The sequence below is a fragment of the Serratia sp. 3ACOL1 genome, from assembly GCF_003668775.1.
Classification (GTDB): Bacteria; Pseudomonadota; Gammaproteobacteria; order Enterobacterales; family Enterobacteriaceae; genus Chania; species Chania fonticola.
This window is the reverse complement of sequence record NZ_CP033055.1, coordinates 2,323,803-2,344,115: the sequence shown is the minus strand read 5'-3', so window position 1 is coordinate 2,344,115 and position 20,313 is coordinate 2,323,803. Positions and strand designations below refer to the sequence as shown.

Genomic DNA, 20,313 nt, shown 5'->3' with positions numbered 1-20,313 from the left:
CCTGCCGGGCTACCCGTTCGCGCGGGAACGTTACTGGATAGCGGCGGAGCGCGAAGGTGAAGGCCGGGGTCTGCATCCGCTGGTGCAGCGCAACACGTCGGATATCCATGAACTGCGTTACAGCACGCGGTTGACAGGGAGTGAGAGCTTCCTGCGCGAGCATGTGGTACAGGGGCTCAGGGTGGTGCCAGCGGTGGTGCAGCTGGAGTGGGCGCGTGCCGCGGTCAGCCTGCTGCTGGAGGGGCATGCCGACGGCATGGGAATAACGCTGCGTGACGTTGTCTGGCTGCGCCCGCTGATTGTGGAAGAGGCGCTTGAGGTCCACATTACGCTGGCGCGCCTGGACGATGGGCGTATAGGTTACGAAATATATAGCGGTAAAGAAAATGAAGAACTGATCTATGGCCAGGGGTACGCGCAAACCTCCCAGCCAGAAGACGAGGTGGCTGAGCCGGTTGATCTCGCCGAGTGGCAGCACGCAGGCGCACAGTCTGTGGACATTGCGGAATTGTACGCGCAGTTTGACCGTTGCGGGTTGCACTATGGCTCAAGTTTTCATGTGCTGCGCGAAGTTCGCGTGCATAACGAAACGGCGGTTGGCCAGTTGGTAGCCAACTCTGCGGTGGCGCTTAATGTCGGCTATGGCTGGCTGCCAACGCTGTTGGACGGTGCATTGCAAACCGCTGGCTGTTTAAGTCGTGATACAGGGCTGCTGTTACCCTTTAGCGTCAGGGAAGTGAAGGCGTTGCGCCCACTTTCTGCGTCAGCATCGGTGCAGGTACGCCCGGCACGCCATGACGGAGCAGCACAGCAAAACGCATCGCAGTCGTGGGACATTACGGTGCTGGATGAACAGGCTCGCCCGGCCATTTATCTCAACGGTTTTGGCATGCGCCAGGTTAAGACCGATGAGGCCGCCGGGGTGTTGTTGGCCCGCGCTGTTTGGGGTGAACAGACGTTAAATGCCCATGAGGCGGACATCATTGGTGAGCGCTGGCTACTGACCTGCGGTGTTGCGTTGCCGGCGGAATGGGGGGGCAGGCTGCCAGCGGAGCGGTCTATTGCCTGCTGCCCGGACGAGGGCGACATTGCGCAACGTTACACTGCGGGTGCGCAGCGGATCCTGATGCTGTTGCGCGATGAGATAGCCGACGTGGCGGCGGAACGGGTGACGGTTCAACTGATTGTTCCGGCGACAGGTGAAGCAGAGATCCTGCGTGGGCTGGGCACTCTGCTGCGCAGTGCACAGCAAGAGTATCCCAATTTATTTGTCCAGGTTATTGGGTTTGACGATATTGAGGCACTCGATGGGGAGCGTTTGCACGCTCTGTTGTGTACCGAAACGCAGGCAAGATATGCGGAGATTCGTTATGTCGATGGCCGGCGTGAAACAATGCGCTGGGAGGAGGCTTTGCCCGTCAGCGAGCCGGCCCCGATGTGGCGCGATGACGGCGTTTACTGGATCACCGGCGGATTGGGTGGCATTGCTCGTCATCTGGCTCTGATGGCGGTGGAGCAGGCGGCGCAACCCACCCTGATCCTGAGCGACATCGTCACGGGAGCCGATGAGCAGGCGTTGGTGCAAAAATTGTGTGCCAGCGGTGCCAAGGTTGAGATTTACCCGCTGGACGTCAGCGATCGGGCCGCGATGGCGGCCTGTGTGGCTCAACTGGTTGAACGCTACGGGCACCTCAACGGGATTGTGCACAGCGCGGGGATACTACGCGATCGCCTGATACAACAGATTGATGCCGAAGAACTGGCGGAGGTTTTCCTGCCGAAAGTGCAAGGTGTTATCGCGCTGGAACAGGCCGTGGGCGATCTGCCGCTCGATTGGATGATCTTGTGCTCCTCGCTGGCGGCGGTCTGGGGCAACCTGGGGCAGGCGAGTTATGCGGGCGCGAACGCCTTTATGGACCATTTCGCCACATACCGACAGTCGTTGGTTGACGGTGGGCAACGGCAGGGGCGCACGCTGTCGCTCAACTGGCCGCTGTGGGCTGACGGCGGCATGCAGGTTGACGACGGGAAACGCGCCTGGCTGGAGCGTCATGCGGGGTTACAGGAATTGCCTAGCCAGATTGCCCTGCCAGTGCAACCGCAGGCGTTGAACCTGCCTGGTGCGCAGATGGCGATTCTGTACGGCGCAATGTCCCGCCTGCGGCAGTTGCTGCGTTCCGGCGAGACGGAGCGGCACGTACGGCCAGTGGAAAGTCAGTCATTACCGGCCGGTGATGTGCAGGAGTTGGCGGCCAGTCGCTACCTGGTTCAGTTACTGGCACAAACCCTGAAGATACCCGCCGAACGTATCGACGCCCGAGCGCCGCTGGAACAATACGGTATTGATTCCGTTATGTCGGTATCACTGGTGCGTGATTTGGAAGAGGTTTTCGGCCCGTTGCCGGTCACGTTGTTCTTTGAGTATCAAAATATTGCTGCGCTGACGCACTATTTCATGCAGCACCACCAGGCCACGCTGAGCGACATTCTGCATCGCGGTGGCCGTAACCGGCCGGATACCGTTGGCACGTCCGCGTCGGGCCGGCGCTACGGGCGGCGCAATCAGCCCCAACCTTCGGCACCGGTTGTTGCGGGTGGGCCTCTGGATATCGCCATCATTGGTCTCAGTGGGCGCTACCCCGGAGCGGAAGATCTCAACGCATTCTGGGCTAATCTGAGCAACGGCGTTGACGGTATCACCGAGATCCCCGCAGAACGTTGGGACTGGCGGCATGATTTTGACTCGCGCAAAGGCAGTGCGGGTAAAAGTTACAGCAAATGGGGCGGTTTTATCGACGGTGTGGATCGGTTCGATCCCCTGTTCTTCGGCATGTCACCGCTGGAGGCGGAAAAGACCGATCCCCAGGAGCGGCTGTTCCTGCAATGTGCTTACCATGCGGTGGAAGATGCCGGATACACCCGCGACAATCTGGCGGGCGACGATCGGTTGGCGGGGGTCTTTGTCGGCGTGATGTATCAGGAGTATCAGCTTTACGGCGCGCAGGCCCAGGCGCACGGCGACAATCTGGTTCTGCTCAGCAGCGCGGCTTCCATTGCCAACCGGGTGTCGTATTTCTGTAATTTCCAGGGGCCGAGCCTTGCCGTTGATACCATGTGTTCCTCGTCGCTGAGCGCTATCCATCTGGCCTGTCAGAGTTTGCGTCAGGGAGAATGCCGTGTCGCCGTTGCGGGCGGAGTCAACGCCTCGCTGCATCCGAATAAATACTTACAGCTGTCGCAGGGGCAGTTTGCCTCCAGTACCGGTCGTTGTACCAGTTTTGCTGCTGGCGGTGACGGTTATGTTCCCGGCGAAGGGGTGGGGGCGGTCGTGCTCAAACCCCTGCGTCAGGCGATCGCTGACGGCGATCATATTTACGGTGTTATCAAGGGCAGTGCCCTGAACCACGGCGGGAAAACCAATGGCTATACGGTGCCCAACCCGGTTGCGCAGAGCAGCGTGGTCGGTCGCGCCCTGGAGATGTCTGGCGTTGATGTTCGACACATTGGTTATGTTGAAGCCCACGGGACGGGAACGTCGCTGGGCGATCCGATTGAAATCCGCGCGTTGAGCCAGGCATTTGGCGAACGTACAGCGGACACCGGTTTTTGCGCTATCGGTTCGGTCAAATCCAATATTGGCCATTGTGAAAGCGCTGCGGGTATCGCTGGCTTGAGCAAGCTGCTGCTACAGATGCAGCACAAGCGGTTGGTGAAAAGCCTGCACAGCGAAGAACTGAATCCTTATATCTCCTTTGACGACACGCCGTTCGTGGTTCAACGGGAGAACGCGCCGTGGCCTTGCCCTGCGGATGGGCTTGCGCGTATCGCGGGGCTGTCTTCTTTCGGTGCGGGTGGCGCTAATGCTCATTTGATCGTCGAAGAGTATTGCCCGGCACAGGACATCGCGGTTGAGGTTTCTGACGTACAGATCATCGTGCTGTCGGCGCGGTTAGTGGAACAGTTGCAGGCCAAAGTGGCGCAACTGAGCGATTACTTAAGTCGGCATGAGGTTAAGCTGGCCGATCTGGCCTGGACGCTGCAAACCGGGCGCGAAGCGATGGCGATCAGGCTGGCAATGGTCGTGACGTCTCAACAGCAACTACAGGAACGGCTGGAAGCATTGCGTAACGGCGTAGCAGGCCTATATCAGGGGGAAGCGGCCCCGCTGTCGGAGAGTGTGCCAACCCTCAGCAAGGGCGCAGATGCGCTGGCCGCGAGTTGGGTCAGCGGTGTGTCCGTCGATTGGACCGTACTTTATCAGGGGCGGTATCCACGGCGTCTGAGCCTGCCGCTGTATCCTTTCGCGCGTGAGCGCTGCTGGGGTGCGCCCGCTGCAGGCCTACCAGCGGCCGGTGCGGTCAAGCGCGTGCATCCACTGATTGAAAGCAATATTTCCGATCTGCATCAACAGCGTTATCACACAAGGCTGAACGGTCAAGAGTGGTTCCTGCGTGATCATGTGGTGCAAGGCCGCGCTATCGTGCCGGCGGTGATTCAACTGGAATGGGCCAGGGCTGCCGTCAGCCTGGCGTTGGAAGGTGTTGCTGGCCAAGGGGAACTGTGTTTATACGATGTCGCCTGGCTGAAGCCGCTGGAGGTTACCGACGCCGTAGATGTCAATCTCTCTCTGGAACCGTTAAGCGGTGGTGACATTGGGTACCGTCTCTACAGCGGGGATGCCGGTGAACCGCAGGTGTACAGTCAAGGGCGTGCAAGGTTAGCGGCGCGGGAGCGCGCGCCGTCCCTCGATCTGAACGGTCTGCGCAGCCGCTGTGAACGTTCGCTCAACGGTGAGGCGCTGTATCAGCGTTTTTCTCAGGCTGGGCTGAGTTACGGCACGGTATTTAAGGTCATAAAGACGCTGCATACCGGCGACGGAGTGGCATTGGCGGAACTGGCCATTGCCGATGAAACGGCATGCCTTGGCTATACCTGGCTGCCGGATATGCTGGATGGTGCGCTGCAAAGCTGCGCTGGGATCATGAATGACGACGGGGTGGCACTGCCATTCTCTCTGAACAGGATAGAGGCTTGGCACATGCCGCCGTCCCGCGCCTGGGTGGTGATACAGACCGGCAAGGGTGACACACCAGCACTGCGCAAGTTGGACATTGCCATTACTGACGAGCAGGGCGCTGTCGCGCTGCGTTTGCAAGGCTACACGATGCGCCCAACGCAGACTGGCGGTGCAGCGCAACAGACGCTTGACGATGCACGCGATATTGGAACATTCAGCTTTATTCCTGCCTGGCAGACGGTAAATGACGCCGACACCCCGCAGGTCCCTTGGCCGCAGCCTTATGAAATTGTCCTGAGCGATGGCCTGACACCGGCGCAAATCTTCGGGATGTTGGGAGCGGAAACCGACATTCAACACCTGCTATGGCGAACCGACGTGCCGGAGCCGCTGATGCTGGGGCTGCGCCTGGTACGCGCCTTGCTGGAGGCCGGTTATGGTAAACGCCCGCTGGCCCTGACGGTGATCACCACGCAGGGAATGGCGGTGTTCGAGCATGAACAGGTTGATCCGCGGCAAAGCAGTGTCCACGGACTGATCGGCGTATTGGCAAAGGAGTACCCGCACTGGCGCGTCCGTCTGCTGGATCTGCCCGCAGGCGGCGTAGCGCAGGGCTGCGATTGGCAAACTCAGCCAGCCGATCCCCAGGGGAACACGCGCGCTTGGCGTGAGGGGGCCTGGCACCAACAGAGTCTGCTGCCCTATACACCAGCCGCCGTTGGCACGGTGCAGACGCCGTATCGCCAAGGCGGTGTCTATGTGGTTCTCGGTGGTGCTGGTGGCCTTGGCGTCGCCTGGAGTGAACACCTGATCCGCCGCTGCCAGGCACAACTGGTCTGGCTAGGCCGCCGTGAAGAGGACAACGCAATCCGCAGCCAGTGCGATCGGCTCAGCCGGTTCGGGCCGCGCCCTCTTTATCTGCAAGTAGACGCCACCGACGTGGAGGCGCTTGAACTGGCGAGAGAGACCGTCACCGCGCGCTTCGGTGCGATCCACGGTGTGGTGCACGCCACCATCGTCTTGGCTGACCGCACGCTGGCGCTGATGGATGAATCGTGCTTCGAGAGCGTCTTGAGAGCTAAAACGGTTACTGCGGACAATATGGACGCGGTGTTCGGTGCATTGTCGCTCGATTTCATGTTGTTCTTCTCCTCGATGCAAAGCCTGTCGCGTTCACTGGGGCAGTCAAACTACTCCGCCGGTTGCTGTTACATTGATGCGCTGGCCCATCACCTTCGCCACCGGGCTTATCCGGTGAAGGTGATGTCTTGGGGATATTGGGGCAGCGTCGGCGTTGTCGCACAGGAAAGTTACCGCACTCGCATGGCGCAGCTTGGTTTTGGTTCGATCGAACCGGAAGAGGCGATGCCCGCCTTGGAACAGTTATTGGTGTTCCCAGGTGAACAGATGGCGTTGGTGAAAACCACCAAATCGGAGGCGACGCGGCTGTTATCTCAGGGGGCTCGGAGCGAGGTCGCACTGGCCGCGCGTGCTGGCGTAACGACGAGCATTCAGGTGACAGCATCGGCCGAACGTCTGGCGCAGGCCGGAGAATTGCTGGTACCGCTTACGGCGCTGGAGAAACGGCTGGTACCACTGTTGTGGGCACAATTGGCACAGCTCGGTTGGTTAGATGACCAAACGCCACTGCCACATTACCGGCAGTGGCGGGACGCGGCGCTGGTGCTGTTGTACCAGGCGGGCGTCAATACCCAAGATCCTGCACCGGTGTGGCAGAAAGAGTGGGCGCGTTGGCAGGATTGGAGCCAAACGGCGCGACAAGATCCGGCGCTGGGGGCGCAGATCCGGCTGGTGGAAGTCACCCTTGGTGCGCTCGACGACGTGTTGCTCGATACACGAACGGCAACCGAAGTGATCTTCCCGCAGGGGAACACAGAGCTGGTTGAGGGGATATACCGTGGCCATCCTGTGGCCGACACCTTCAACGACCTTTTGGCCGATCAACTGATTGCCTGGGTACAGGCACGCCTGGAGCAGGAACCGGCGGCGAGGTTACGTATCTTGGAAATCGGTGCTGGCACCGGCGGCACCAGTGCCGTCTTGTTCGAGCGCCTGGCACCTTGGGCCGGGCAGATTGAAGAGTATACCTACACCGATGTTTCCGGCGCCTTCCTGGTCTATGCCCGAACCCACTTCCAGCCCCGCATCCCTTACCTGAAGCTCTGCCTGTTTGACGTGGAGCGTTCGCCGCGCGGGCAAAATCTCACGCCGGGTAGTTACGATGTCGTCTTGGCGACCAACGTCTTGCATGCAACGAGAGATATCCGCCATACCGTAACGAACGCTAAAGCGCTACTGAAAGGCGACGGCATACTGTTGATTAACGAAATTGCCGAGCCCAGCGTGTTTGCTCATTTGACCTTCGGCCTGCTGGACGGATGGTGGCTGGCGCAGGATACCCCGCTGCGGCTGAGGGGCACGCCTGCGCTTTCTGCGGCGGCTTGGCGGCAGGTGTTGGAAGACGCGGGTTTCAACAACGTGGTAACGCCAGAGGCTGAATTACATGTGCTGGGGCAACAGATTATCCGGGCCAACAGCGACGGCGTGATGCGGCTGGCACGGGTGACCGCTGCGCAAGCACAGCCGGGCGCAGAGTCGCTTTCTGGGGCTGGTGATGAACTGAAAGCCACGGCAATCCGCCATCTCCGGCGTAGGGTGGCCGAAATCCTGAAAATGCCCGAGGCGCAGGTGAAGGCGGAGGAGCCGCTGAGCGCCTACGGCGTAGATTCTATTCTGGCTGTACAGATAGCGCAGGCGTTGGGAGAGGTCTTTACGGGCGTCGATGCCACGCTCCTGTTTGAACACCCGAGCATTGATGCGCTTGCCGGGCATTTTACCACTACACAGCGTGATGCCACTGTGCGCTGGCTGGGTGGCGCATCCCAGACATCGGGGCATCGGCAGGAAGCGGTGCGTCCAATCCGCCGCTTTATCGGCACTGTATCCGAACGCGCTGAAACCCAGGATATTGCCATCATTGGCCTGAGTGGACGCTATCCTAAAGCCGCGAATCTGGAACAATACTGGCAAAACCTGCGCGACGGCGTGGATTGCATCAGCGAGATCCCGTTACAACGCTGGGATTGGCGGCGTGATTTTGACGAACATAAAGGCGTAGAGGGTAAAAGTTACAGCAAGTGGGGTGGGTTTATTGATGATGCGGATGCTTTTGATCCGCTGTTTTTCAACCTGGCGCCGCGCGAAGCCGAGCGGATGGACCCGCAGGAGCGTTTGCTGTTGCAATGTGCCTGGAGTGCCCTGGAAGATGCGGGTTACACTCCGGCGACGCTCGCCCCGCAAGGGCGGGCGGGGGTGTTTATTGGTTCGATGAACAGCCACTATACGATCCAGCCGGCTCAATGGTCCCTGGCTAATCGCATCTCGTCTCTGTTCAATCTACGCGGGCCGAGCCTGACGGTGGATACCGCTTGTTCCTCGTCGCTGACGGCGATTCATCTGGCGTTGGAAAGCCTGAAGCGGGGGGAGATTGATTGTGCCATTGCTGGTGGTGTCAACCTGATCGTTGACCCGGTGCAATATCAGACTTTATCTGCCATGACCATGCTGTCGGAGGATAACCGTTGCTGCGCGTTCGGCGCAGGGGCCAACGGTTTTGTTGATGGGGAAGGCGTCGGCGTGGCGGTACTGAAACCGTTGGCGCGGGCGGTTGAGGACGGCGACCATATTTACGGCGTCATCAAAGGCAGTGCGTTGAATCACGGGGGAAAAACCGGCGGTTTTACCGTGCCAGACCCCAAAGCCCAGGCGGCGGTTGTTGAACAGGCACTGAACGAAGCGGGGGTTGATGCCCGCTGTATCAGTTATGTGGAAGCACATGGCAGCGGCACAGCCCTGGGCGATCCGATAGAAATCAGCGGCTTGACTCAGGCATTTCGGCAACACACTCAGGATGCAGGCTTCTGTGCCATCGGTTCGGTAAAAGCCAGCATCGGCCATTGCGAAAGCGCAGCCGGTATTGCCGGGCTCACCAAAGTGTTGCTGCAAATGCAATACGGTCAGTACGCAAAGAGTCTGCACAGTGAAGTGTTGAACCCACATATCGACTTTCAGGCCACGCCGTTTACCGTGCAGCAGCAAACCCAACCGTGGCCTAGGCCGGTGGTTAATCTCAATGGCGTTGAACGGGAATATCCGCGCCTCGCCGGTGTGTCCTCTTTCGGTGCCGGTGGGGCGAACGCCCACCTGATCGTTGAAGAGTACCCTGCACAGCAGCAGTCCGACGCAGTATCAGTTTCACCGGTTATCGTAGTGCTGTCGGCACGCAGGCCCGAACGGTTGCAGGCGCAGATGAGGCAACTGCTGGCGTATCTGGAGCAGCACAGGGTCAGCCTGTACGATCTGTCTTACACGTTGCAGGTCGGGCGCGAGGAAATGTCGGCGCGTATAGCTCTGGTAGTGGATTCTCAGGCTACGCTGATCGAGCGGTTGCGGCTGGCGCTGCAGGGCGAAACCCTGCCAGCGCAGGTTTACCGCGGTGAAGTGAAACCACATCAGGATCTGCTGGCGCTGTTCTCATCCGACGATGAAATGCATGAGGCGATGGCAAAATGGCTAGCACGCGGCAAACTGGACAAGTTGGCAGAGTGCTGGGCTAACGGCATCAGCGTTGACTGGGGTGCTTTCTATGACGACATGCGTCCTGCTCGCCTGAGCCTGCCAACCTATCCTTTCGCCAAAGAATCTTACTGGCAGCCGCAGCGGCGGTTGCATAGCGTAGAGGCCGAGAATCTGCACCCGTTGGTGCATCGCAATACCTCAGACTTCAGCCAGCAGCGTTACAGCACCCGGTTGACTGGTAGTGAATGGTTCCTCCATCCGTGCCGCAAGGTACCGGCAGCGGTATTGCTGGAGTGGGCGCGAGCAGCGTTGGCATTGGCGGGAGGGATGGCAAATGATGGTGCACGCATTGCGCTGCATGACGTTGGCTGGCCGCAGACGCTGAGCGTGGATGCACCGCGTGAGGTGCAGATATCACTGCGGCCACAGGATGACGGGCGCGTTGCTTGGCAAATTTATGATGATGCGCAAGAGCCTGCGCTGGTTTTCTGCCAGGGTTATGCATCGTTTATGACCGACCAGAATACGCAGGTTATTGACGTTGCGGCGTTGCACAATCCAACCTCGCAATGGCTGGAAGCACCGGCGATTTACGCCGGCGCAGAACAGGTTGGTGAATCCTTCCGGGTGCTGCGTTCTGTAAGCCGCGACGGTGACCGTCTCATTGGTCGGCTGGAAATAACCGGCGATCATAGCGACTTCTTCTGGCCGCCGGCCGCGCTGGATGGCGTGCTGCAAGTCAGTGAGGCGCTGTGGAGTGATGGGGGGAATGAGCTTCTTCCGGCTACGATCCGGGACATCCAATCCTGGGAGCGTTTACCGGCGCGGGCCTGGGTGATCGCTGAACCCGCGGTACAGAGTACTGCCGACCAGTGTTGGCGGGATATCACGGTGGCTGACGATCACGGGCAAGTGGTATTGCGCCTCACAGGCGTTGCTGCGCATGGCGCAAGCGACGAGGCCGAACGGGTGCTGGCGCTCCCTGAATGGACGCCACAGGTGCTACCGCCCGCGGACGCAGCGGTCGGGCAGCACTGGCTACTGGTTTGCGAAGTGGCACTGCCGCCTGAATTTATCGGTGTGTTCGGCGCGGAGCATTGTCTTGTTCTGAACGCACAGGGCGCGCTGGCGCAGCGTTATGACGACGCTGTCCGTCAGTTACTGGAGCATGTCCGGCAACGTGCCGTCTTACCGCAGCACGGGCCTGTCACGATGCAATTGCTGCTGCCGGCGAACGGTGCCGGCCAGGTGATGCAGGGGCTGGCGGCCTTGATGCGCAGCGTGGCGTGCGAGTATCCCCATATCGCGACTCAAGCCGTACTGATGGACGGAACGGCCCGCTATGAGGCGGAACAACTGACACGCTTGTTACAGGCTGAAGCCGGTGGTGGCGCGCCAATCGTGCGTTACACGGATGGTCGGCGCGAAGTACCGGTCTGGTTTACACCAGAGAACCAGGTACAGGTGCAATTGCCTTGGCGGGACGAGGGGGTTTACTGGATCACCGGCGGCTTGGGCGGCCTTGGCCGCCAGTTCGCCAACGCTATTGCCCAAGTGATAAACCCGGTACTGATCCTGAATGGGCGCGCCGCATGCACCTCAGAACAGGAAGCGTTTATCCAGGCGTTGCGTGAGCGGGGCGCAACCGTAGAGATTCACGCGCTCGACGTCAGTGACCATGCGTCGGTCGAGCAATTGATCGGCGATATTCTGGCCCGACATGGTCAGCTTAATGGTGTGATCCACTGTGCGGGTGCATTGTGCGATCGGCTAGTGCCGAATATCACGGAAGACGATCTGCAACAGGTGTTGGCGGCGAAAACCCGTGGTGTCGAAATCATTGACGAGGCAACACGGTCGCTGAAGCTTGACTGGCTGATCCTGTGCTCATCGTTGGCGGGAGCCTGGGGCAATATCGGGCAGAGTGCCTATGCGGCGGCCAACGGATTTATGGACGGCTATGCCCGTTATCGTCAAAGCCTGGTTGAACGTGGGGAACGCCACGGACAAACCCTGTCCATCGGCTGGCCTCTGTGGGCCGCAGGCGGTATGCAACTGGATGCTGAACGGCAGACGCAGTTGTTCAACTCTCTGGGCATGCGGGCCTTGCCAACCGAAGAGGCGCTGGTGGCGATGGCGCAACTGCTTCACCAGTCGGTGACTTACGGTGTTGTGCTGTACGGGCAGCGCCGCGCTATCCGGCAGTGGCTGCACCACTCTTCAGTCGGGGAGGAGCAACCTACGGCCCCCACCAGAGAGGGCGGGGCTGTACTGGATGCCGAGCGGTTGCAACGCGTGGAGTGTCTGATCGGCGATAAGGTGATGGAACACCTGAAACTCCCGGCAGAAGCGCTGGATCGTGACACACCGTTTAACGAACTCGGCTTTGATTCCGTCAGTCTGACTACGTTCGGCAATATGCTGAACACCCGTTATGGCCTGACGCTGACACCAACGATTTTCTTCACGGCGCCAACATTAGCGCAGTTTGCCGAGTATCTGGTACGTGAACATTATGCTGCGTTTGCTGAACCAGTGAGCGATGCGGCAGACGAGCGACGTCCGGCGCGTATAACGCCGCCAGTTGGCCTCCCGCAACGTGCTCCATCGCCGTTGTTACATCGCTTGCGCTCCACGCCGATAACGACGCGGGAAGGGGAGCCCGTGGCGATTATCGGTATGAGCGGCAACTTCCCGCAGTCGCCGGGTATTGACGTGCTGTGGGATAACCTGACGGCAGGTCGTGACTGTATCGGTGAACTGCCTGCCGATCGTTGGCCGGGGCCATCGCCGGCGCTGCGCCATGCGGGCGTGCTGGATGACGTTGCTGCGTTCGATCCGCTGTTTTTCGGCATCTCACCGCGTGAAGCACAGGCGATGGATCCACAGCAGCGTTTGCTGATGACTTATGTGCATCAGGTGATCGAAGAAGCAGGCTACTCCGTAAATAGCCTGTCCGGCAGCAATACCGCGCTGCTGGTGGCCACGGGCTCTACCGGATACGGCCACCTGATGGCACAGGCCGGCAGCCCGATTAGTGGATTCAGCTCAATAGGTATCTCCACTACGATGGGGCCGAACCGTATGAGCTACTGGCTGAACTGGCATGGGCCGAGCGAAGCGATCGACACCGCGTGTTCCAGTTCGCTGGTCGCGGTACATCGGGCGATGGCGCTGCTGCGCTCCGGCCAATGTGATCAGGCGGTGGTGGGCGGAGTGAATACCCTGATGTCGCTAGAGGCCCATGAAAGCTTTGTCCTGGCAGGCATGTTGAGCCAGAACGGGCATTGCCACACCTTCTCCAACCAAGCTGATGGCTACGTGCGCAGTGAGGCGGCAGCCATGCTGTTCCTCAAACCACTCGCGGCAGCGCAGCGCGATGGTGACCACATCTATGGTCTGCTGCTCGGCAGCGCCGAAAATCACGGTGGCCGTGCCGCCTCGTTGACAGCCCCGAATCCACGTGCTCAGGAACAGGTGATTATTGCGGCGCATCGTCAGGCGGGCATTGATCCGCGCAGCGTGGGTTACATTGAGGCGCACGGTACCGGTACGCCATTGGGAGATCCTATTGAGATCGAGGGCATCCGACAGGCTTTCCGGGTGCTGGCGCAGGAACAGGAGCTGCCAGCGGCGAGCTGCGGGTTAGGTTCCGTCAAGAGTCATATCGGTCATCTGGAACTGGCCGCCGGAGTGGCCGGGCTGATTAAAACCGTGCTGCAACTCAGGCATCGCAAGCTGGTGGCGAACCTGAACTGTCTGCCACTGAATCCGGCGATTAAGCTCGATGACAGCCCGTTGTATGTGGTCAGCGAGACACGAGACTGGCCCGCGGCCATCGATGAGAAAGGCCGAACGCTGCCGCGCAGTGCCGGCGTTAGCTCGTTCGGTTTTGGCGGCGTAAATGCACACGTCGTGGTCCAGGAGTATTTGCCTGCGCAGAGTGCCGAGACGGTGGTGACGTATCCATTGCTTATTGTTCTCTCGGCGCGTAACGCACAGCAGTTACGTGAACGCATTGCCCAGTTGAGCAACTACCTTGACCAGCACCAGCAGGAGGTGAATCTGGCGGATCTGGCCTGGACGCTGCAGGTGGGGCGTGATGCGATGGCGCACCGCCTGGCGTTGATTGTGCGTTCCGAGCAGGATTTGAACGACAAGCTGCAAAGCGTAATGAGTGGCAACACGGTGGGTGCGGGGGTTTATCAGGGCGAGATCAAATCCCATAAAGGCACGATGGCGCAATTCGACGCCGATGAAGACCTGCGTGGCGCCGTGCAGTCGTGGATCGCCAAAGGGAAACTCGGCAAGCTGGCAGAGTTTTGGGTGCAGGGGCTGGAGATTGACTGGCTGGCGTTGCACCACGGCAAGACTGCCCGCCGTCTGAGTTTACCAACCTATCCGTTTGCCCGCGATCGCTATTGGCTGCCGGACGCTGAACAGGCTGTGGCGGTTAACAGCACGGTGCCACACCCGTTGGTACAGCGTAATACCTCGGACTTAAACCGTCAGCGTTACAGCATTACCTTGACCGGCCAGGAGTGGTTCTTGCGCGATCATATTGTGCAGGGGCAACCTATTGTGCCCGGTGTGGTGCAACTGGAATGGGCACGCGCCGCCGCGATGCTTCAACTGGGCGGAGAAGTGCGCAACGCGGAGATCGCTTTACAGCAGGTTGTCTGGTTGCAGCCGCTGGCGGTGAGCGGCGCGATGACCGTTTATATCGCGCTTGAAGCCGTTGAGGATGGCCGTATCCGTTATGAGATCTACCGCGAAGACGCCGGGCAGGCGCAGGTTTACGGCCAGGGTTATGCCCGGCAGAGTGAGGTGCAAGAGGCACCGTGGTTCGATTTGGCGGCGTTGCGTAAGGAATGTAACCAACATCTGGATGGTGAATGGCTGTATCAACAGCTCGAACGTGGCGGATTGTATTACGGTGACAGTTTACGGGTCGTACGCCATATCGCTGCTGGCCGCGACATGGCGTTGGGCGAATTGGCTGCATCTGCCCTCCCGGACGTGCAGGGATACCGTTGGCGGCCCGAGTTGATGGACGGCGCGCTGCATACCCTGATTGGGTTGTTATGTGACAAAGCTGAAATGGCGTTGCCGTTCGCCTTGCAGGAAGTCACGACCTGGGGACCGATGCCACAGCATGTCTGGGCGCTGGCTCGCCCAGCTGTGGATCGCACTGCTGGGCAGTGGGATATCGACATTATCGATGAGCGGGGACGACAGGTAATGCGCTTGGCCGGGTTCAGTACCCGTGCCATTCGTGAGCCAGTGAATGGCACGCCGCTTGTGAAGGTGCCTCGGACAGCCCCTACGGTTTCAAAGGAACAGGCTGTAGAGCCCGAACGGTGCGACGATCTGGCGCTGATACCTTTCTGGGCAGCGGATGTGCGTGAAGAGGAGGACTGGCCGGACGCGGTTGAGCTGGCCGTTGACCTGAACGTTGGCATAGGGGCAGAGGAGCTGTCTGCCCAACTGCCGGATGCGGTGCAACACCTGATCTGGCGGGTGCGCAGCAGTGAGGGGGAGCCGGTGCTGGCTGGCCTGCGGCTGGTCAAGGCGTTGTTGGCGCGGGGCTACGCCAGTCAGGCTCTGCACCTGAGCATTATCACCACCCAGGCGCTGGGTGTGGGGCCGGATGAACCGGCCGACGCCAGCCAGGCCGCATTGCATGGCCTGATGGGGTCGCTGGCGAAAGAGTACCCACACTGGCGCATCCGGATACTGGATCTGCCCGGCGGTATTCCGGAGGCGGACATTGACTGGCAGCGGCAACCCGCGGACAGCAAGGGCAATTCGCGCGCCTGGCGCGAAGGGGGTTGGCTGCGTGAAACGCTGGCACCGTGCCGGCCGGAGGCACCGCAGCGCGGGGCTTACCGGCAGGGCGGCGTTTATGTGGTGCTCGGCGGTGCGGGCGGCCTCGGCATGGCGTTCAGTGAGTACCTGGTGAGGGAATATCAGGCACAACTGGTGTGGCTGGGGCGGCGTGCGGAGGACGAGACCCTTCGCGCTGGCCGTGAGCGGCTAGCGGCGCTGGGGCCACAGCCGCTGTATCTGCAAGCCGATGCCAGCGACCGGGATGCGCTGGAGCTGGCGTATGGGGTTATCCGCGAACGCTTCGGGGTGATCCATGGTGTGGTGCACAGCGCCATTGTGCTGGCAGACCAGAGCCTGGCACGGATGGATGAAGCCAGGTTCGCCTCGGCGCTGACGGCCAAGACGGAGACCGCGCTGAATCTGGATGCGGTGTTTGGCGCCGAGGCGCTGGACTTTATGCTCTATTTCTCTTCGCTGCAAAGCTTCAGCAAATCACCCGGACAGTCGAACTATGCGGCGGGCTGCTGCTGGCAGGACGCCTTCGCCCACGCGCAGCGGGCACGGCGGCCATATGCGGTGAAGGTGATGCACTGGGGCTACTGGGGCAGCGTCGGGGTGGTGGCGGATGAGGTCTACCGCGCGCGCATGGCACGGCTGGGTTTGGGGTCGGTAGAGGCCGCTCCTGCAATGGCGGCGCTGGAAACGCTGCTGTGTGGGCCGCTGAATCGGCAAGTGTTCGTAAACGTCAGTGGCGCGGTCGCGGCTCAGGCGCTGGCGGACGAGTCCGGGCTGGAGGCGTGGGTGGCGGACGCGGTGCCAGCGGTGACGCTAGCGGCGGGCAATGTACCGGAGGTGCCGGACGTGGCGGCGGTAACACAGATGGAGCAGCGACTGCTGCCGCTGTTGTGGTCACGGTTGGCGGCACTGGGCTGGCTGGCGGCGGACTTTGTGGCCCCGAGAGGCTATCGCCGCTGGCGGGAGACCTCGCTGGCGTTGTTGCGTGAGTCCAGCGTGAACCTGTCTCAACCCGCACCGGACTGGGACACTGCATGGGCGGAGTGGCAGGCAGACTGTGCGCCGTTGCAGGACATACCGCAGATCCGCCTGGTCAACGCGATGCTGGAGGCGCTACCGGCGATCCTGTGTGGCGAAACGGCAGCCACGGCGGTGATGTTCCCGCAGAACGGGCAGAACCTGGTGGAGGCGGTGTATCACGGTAACCCGCTGAACGATGCCTTTAACGCGCTGCTGGCGGATCGGCTGGAAAGCTACCTGCGGGCGCGCGGCCCGCAAGCACGGCTACGCATTCTGGAGATTGGCGCAGGCACCGGTGGCACCAGTGTAATGTTGTTTGAACGTCTGAAACCTTACGTCGGACAGATAGAAGAGTATTGCTACACCGATATTTCCCCGTATTTCCTGCAACATGCGGACCAACACTATGCCGCCATGGCACCGTATCTGCGTACGCAGCGGCTGGACATTGAACGTTCGCCACAGGCGCAGGGGATTGCGGCAGGGTGTTATGACGTGGTGGTGGCGGCCAACGTGCTGCACGCCACGCGGGAGATAGCGACGACGTTGCGCCATACCCGTAGTGTGATGAAACGTAACGGGCTGCTGTTGCTCAATGAAATCGCGACATTCAGCCTGTTCTCCCACCTGACCTTCGGGCTGTTGGACGGCTGGTGGCAGGCGCAGGACATAGGGTTGCGCCTGCCGGGAACACCGGCGCTGGCCCCTGCGATGTGGCAACGAGTACTGGCTCGCAATGGTTTTTCTGCGGTACGGACTTATGCGGCGTCTGGTTTGCAGATCGTTGAGGCGATGAGCGATGGTGTGCTGTTGCTAGCACCGCAAACGCAACCGGCACCACGCCCGGTCACGGTCGTCAGACAAAAGGTCACCGGTCCGGCTGGCCAGGTAGAAAAGATCCTCAGTAGCCTGATCGCGGAACACCTCAAATTGCCGCCGGAAGAGTTGGATCGCGATACACCGCTGACGGAATTCGGCTTTGATTCGATCACCCTGACTTCCTTCGGCCAACTGCTGAACGATCGCTATGGCCTGACGCTGAGCCCGACGGTGTTCTTTGAGGCACCGACGCTGGCGGATCTGGCTGATTACCTGGGGCGTGAGCATCCGACTGCGTTTGCGCCTTCACCGACAACGGTGGGTAATACACCGCCGGTGGAGCCCCATCGGGCCAGCATATCTCCCGTTCTCCGGCAAAGCCGTCCGGCCACACGTGCGGAACCGGTGGCGATCGTTGGCATGAGCGGTAGCTTCCCGCAGTCGGCGGATATCGACGTGCTGTGGCGCAATCTGCAAGCAGGCCGTGACTGTATTGACACGCTGCCGGCAGCGCGTTGGGGCCCACTGGCACCGGCTGCGATGCCGCAAGCGGGGGTGTTGGACGCGGTGGAGTACTTCGACCCGCTGTTCTTCGGCATTTCACCCCGCGAAGCCTTGTCGATGGACCCACAGCAGCGGCTGCTGATGCAGCATGTTTGTCATGTCATCGAAGATGCCGGTTACTCGGTGCAAAGCCTGTCCGGTAGCAATACCGCTCTGTTGGTTGGCACTAATGGTAGTGGCTATGCCCGCCTGTTATACCAGACCGGCATGGAGGTTGAAGGGTTCAGTGCAGCCGGAGTGGTGAGTTCCATGGGGCCAAACCGGATGAGCTACTGGCTGAACTGGCACGGCCCCAGCGAACCGATAGAAACGGCGTGCTCCAGCTCACTGGTGGCGATCCACCGCGCGGTAGGGCTGTTGCGCAGCGGCCAGTGTGAACTGGCGGTGGCCGGCGGGGTGAACACGCTGCTATCGCCGGAAGCCTACCAGAGTTTCTCCATCGCGGGGATGCTCAGCCCTGGCGGGCGCTGCCGTACTTTTTCGGCGCAGGCCGACGGCTACGTGCGTGGTGAAGGGGTCGGCATGTTGATGTTGAAGCCGCTCAGTGCGGCGGAGCGTGACGGCGATCATATCTACGGGCTGATTGTTGGCAGTGCGGAAAATCACGGTGGTCGGGCAGCATCCTTGACGGCACCGAATCCGACCGCCCAGGCGCGGCTGATCGAACAGGCGGTAAGGGAGTCGGGGGTCGATCCGCGTGCGCTGGGGTATATCGAAGCACACGGTACTGGCACGGCGTTGGGTGACCCGATAGAAGTGCAGGGGTTGCATCAGGCGTTCCGCGCCCTGAGCGAGGGGGTCGAGTTGCCAGTGGGCAGCTGCGGCCTGGGCACCATCAAGAGCAATATCGGCCATCTGGAGATGGCAGCCGGGGTAGCCGGGGTGATTAAAACGGTGCTGCAACTGCAACACCGGCAGTTGGTGCCGAGCCTGAACAGCCAGCCGCTGAACCCGCATATCCAGCTGGAAAACAGCCCGTTCTTCGTGGTGAGCGACGCGCAAGCGTGGGTGGCACCGACGGGCCGCCACGGAGAGACACTGCCGCGCAGTGCCGGGGTCAGTTCGTTCGGTTTCGGCGGGGTGAATGCCCATATTCTGCTGCAGGAGTACCCGACAGCAAGCAGACGGACGGTGGACGAGGGTGCGGTCATGGTGGTGCTGTCGGCGCGCAGCGAAAGCGCGCTGCGTCAGCGGGTGGAGCAGTTGTATATACACCTGTCAGAGCATGAGGAAAGCCTGACGGACCTGGCATACACGCTGCAGGTGGGTCGTGATGCGATGGAGCACCGTATGGCGCTGGTGGCGGATTGTCAGCGTGGGCTGATGGCGCAACTGCGCGGGGTGCTTGACGGCGTGGCGGTGGAAAACATCTGGCGCGGTGAAGTGAAGTCCGTGCCGACAGAGGAGTTCTCTGCGGGAGATGAGTCCCTCAGGAGCTGGTTCAGCTATGGATTAAGGGCTTTGAGATTGACTGGCCATTGCTGTACACAGGCCGACAGCCCAACCGCTTGCGCTTGCCGACCTATCCGTTTGCCCGTGAACGCTTCTGGTTCCCAGAGAACGGCCTCATGGCGCCGGGTCTGATACCGCATTTACACCCGCTGGTACACCGCAATCTCTCTGGTGTACACGCCTTCTGTTACGACACACAGCTAACCGGGCAGGAGTGGTTCTTGCGTGATCATCAGGTCATGGGCCGCGCGGTGCTGCCGGGCGTCGCTCAGTTGGAGTGGGCGCGGGCGGCAGTCAGCCTGGCGTTGAGCGGCGAGCCTGATGGTGCGGATATCTGCCTGAAGAACGTGGTCTGGTTGCAGCAACTGACAGTCACCACACAGCGGGAAATCCATATTGAGTTGACGCCAGAGGAAGAGGGGGGCATGCGCTGGGAGATCTATAGCGACGAAGATGGGGATGAGGTGATTTACAGCCAGGGTCAGGCTGCGCCGGTGCTAGGGGCGGATGCCCCCGTGGTTGACATGGCTGCGGTTGCGGCATGTTGCACGGATCAGGTAGACGGCGCGTGGTTGTATGCACAGTTCGCTGGGCAAGGGCTGGACTATGGCGAAGGGATGCGGGCGGTGCAGACGCTGCGTGGCGGTAATGGTCTGGCCTTGGCCGCGCTGGCATCGGTAGGTCACAGGGACAGTTGCCTGTGGTCGCCATCGCTGTTGGACGGTGCGTTGCAGGCTATTGCTGGTACTGCACGGGAAGGCGATATCGCTCTTCCTTTCGCCTTGCGCGAGCTTCGCGCCTGGTCAGCACTGCCTGACCGGCTGCAGGTCATAGTGCAGCCAGGGCGGTCGAACAGCACTGCCGCGCCAGAGTGGGATATCACCCTGGTGGATGATGAAGGCAGCACGGTAATGCAGCTGTTGGGGGTGACGATGCGCCCCGTCAAGCTCGGTGCCGGACAGGGTGCTTTTTTCACTCAAGGGAATTAACAGGACAAG

At 60.7% G+C, this 20,313-nt stretch carries 2 protein-coding genes (1 of these 2 cut by a window edge); both read left to right on the top strand.

The features are described 5' to 3' along the window. On the top strand, window positions 1-19,447 hold the 3' portion of the coding sequence (locus tag D9980_RS10590; protein ID WP_121607256.1) for an SDR family NAD(P)-dependent oxidoreductase. Its footprint begins 8,027 nt before the window's first position; 19,447 of the gene's 27,474 nt are visible here — the last part of the coding sequence; its start codon lies off the left edge, out of view; its stop codon occupies window positions 19,445-19,447. Then, a complete protein-coding gene (locus D9980_RS10585; protein WP_121607255.1) occupies window positions 19,432-20,304 on the top strand; it encodes a polyketide synthase dehydratase domain-containing protein in 873 nt (290 codons plus the stop codon). The genes D9980_RS10590 and D9980_RS10585 overlap by 16 nt, the downstream gene beginning before the upstream one ends. The last annotated feature ends 9 nt before the right edge of the window (window positions 20,305-20,313 follow it).

Coding starts and splice junctions, on each gene's coding strand:
- D9980_RS10585 (WP_121607255.1), top strand. CDS start 19,432: ATGGCGCCGGGTCTGATACCGCATTTACACCCGCTGGTACACCGCAAT.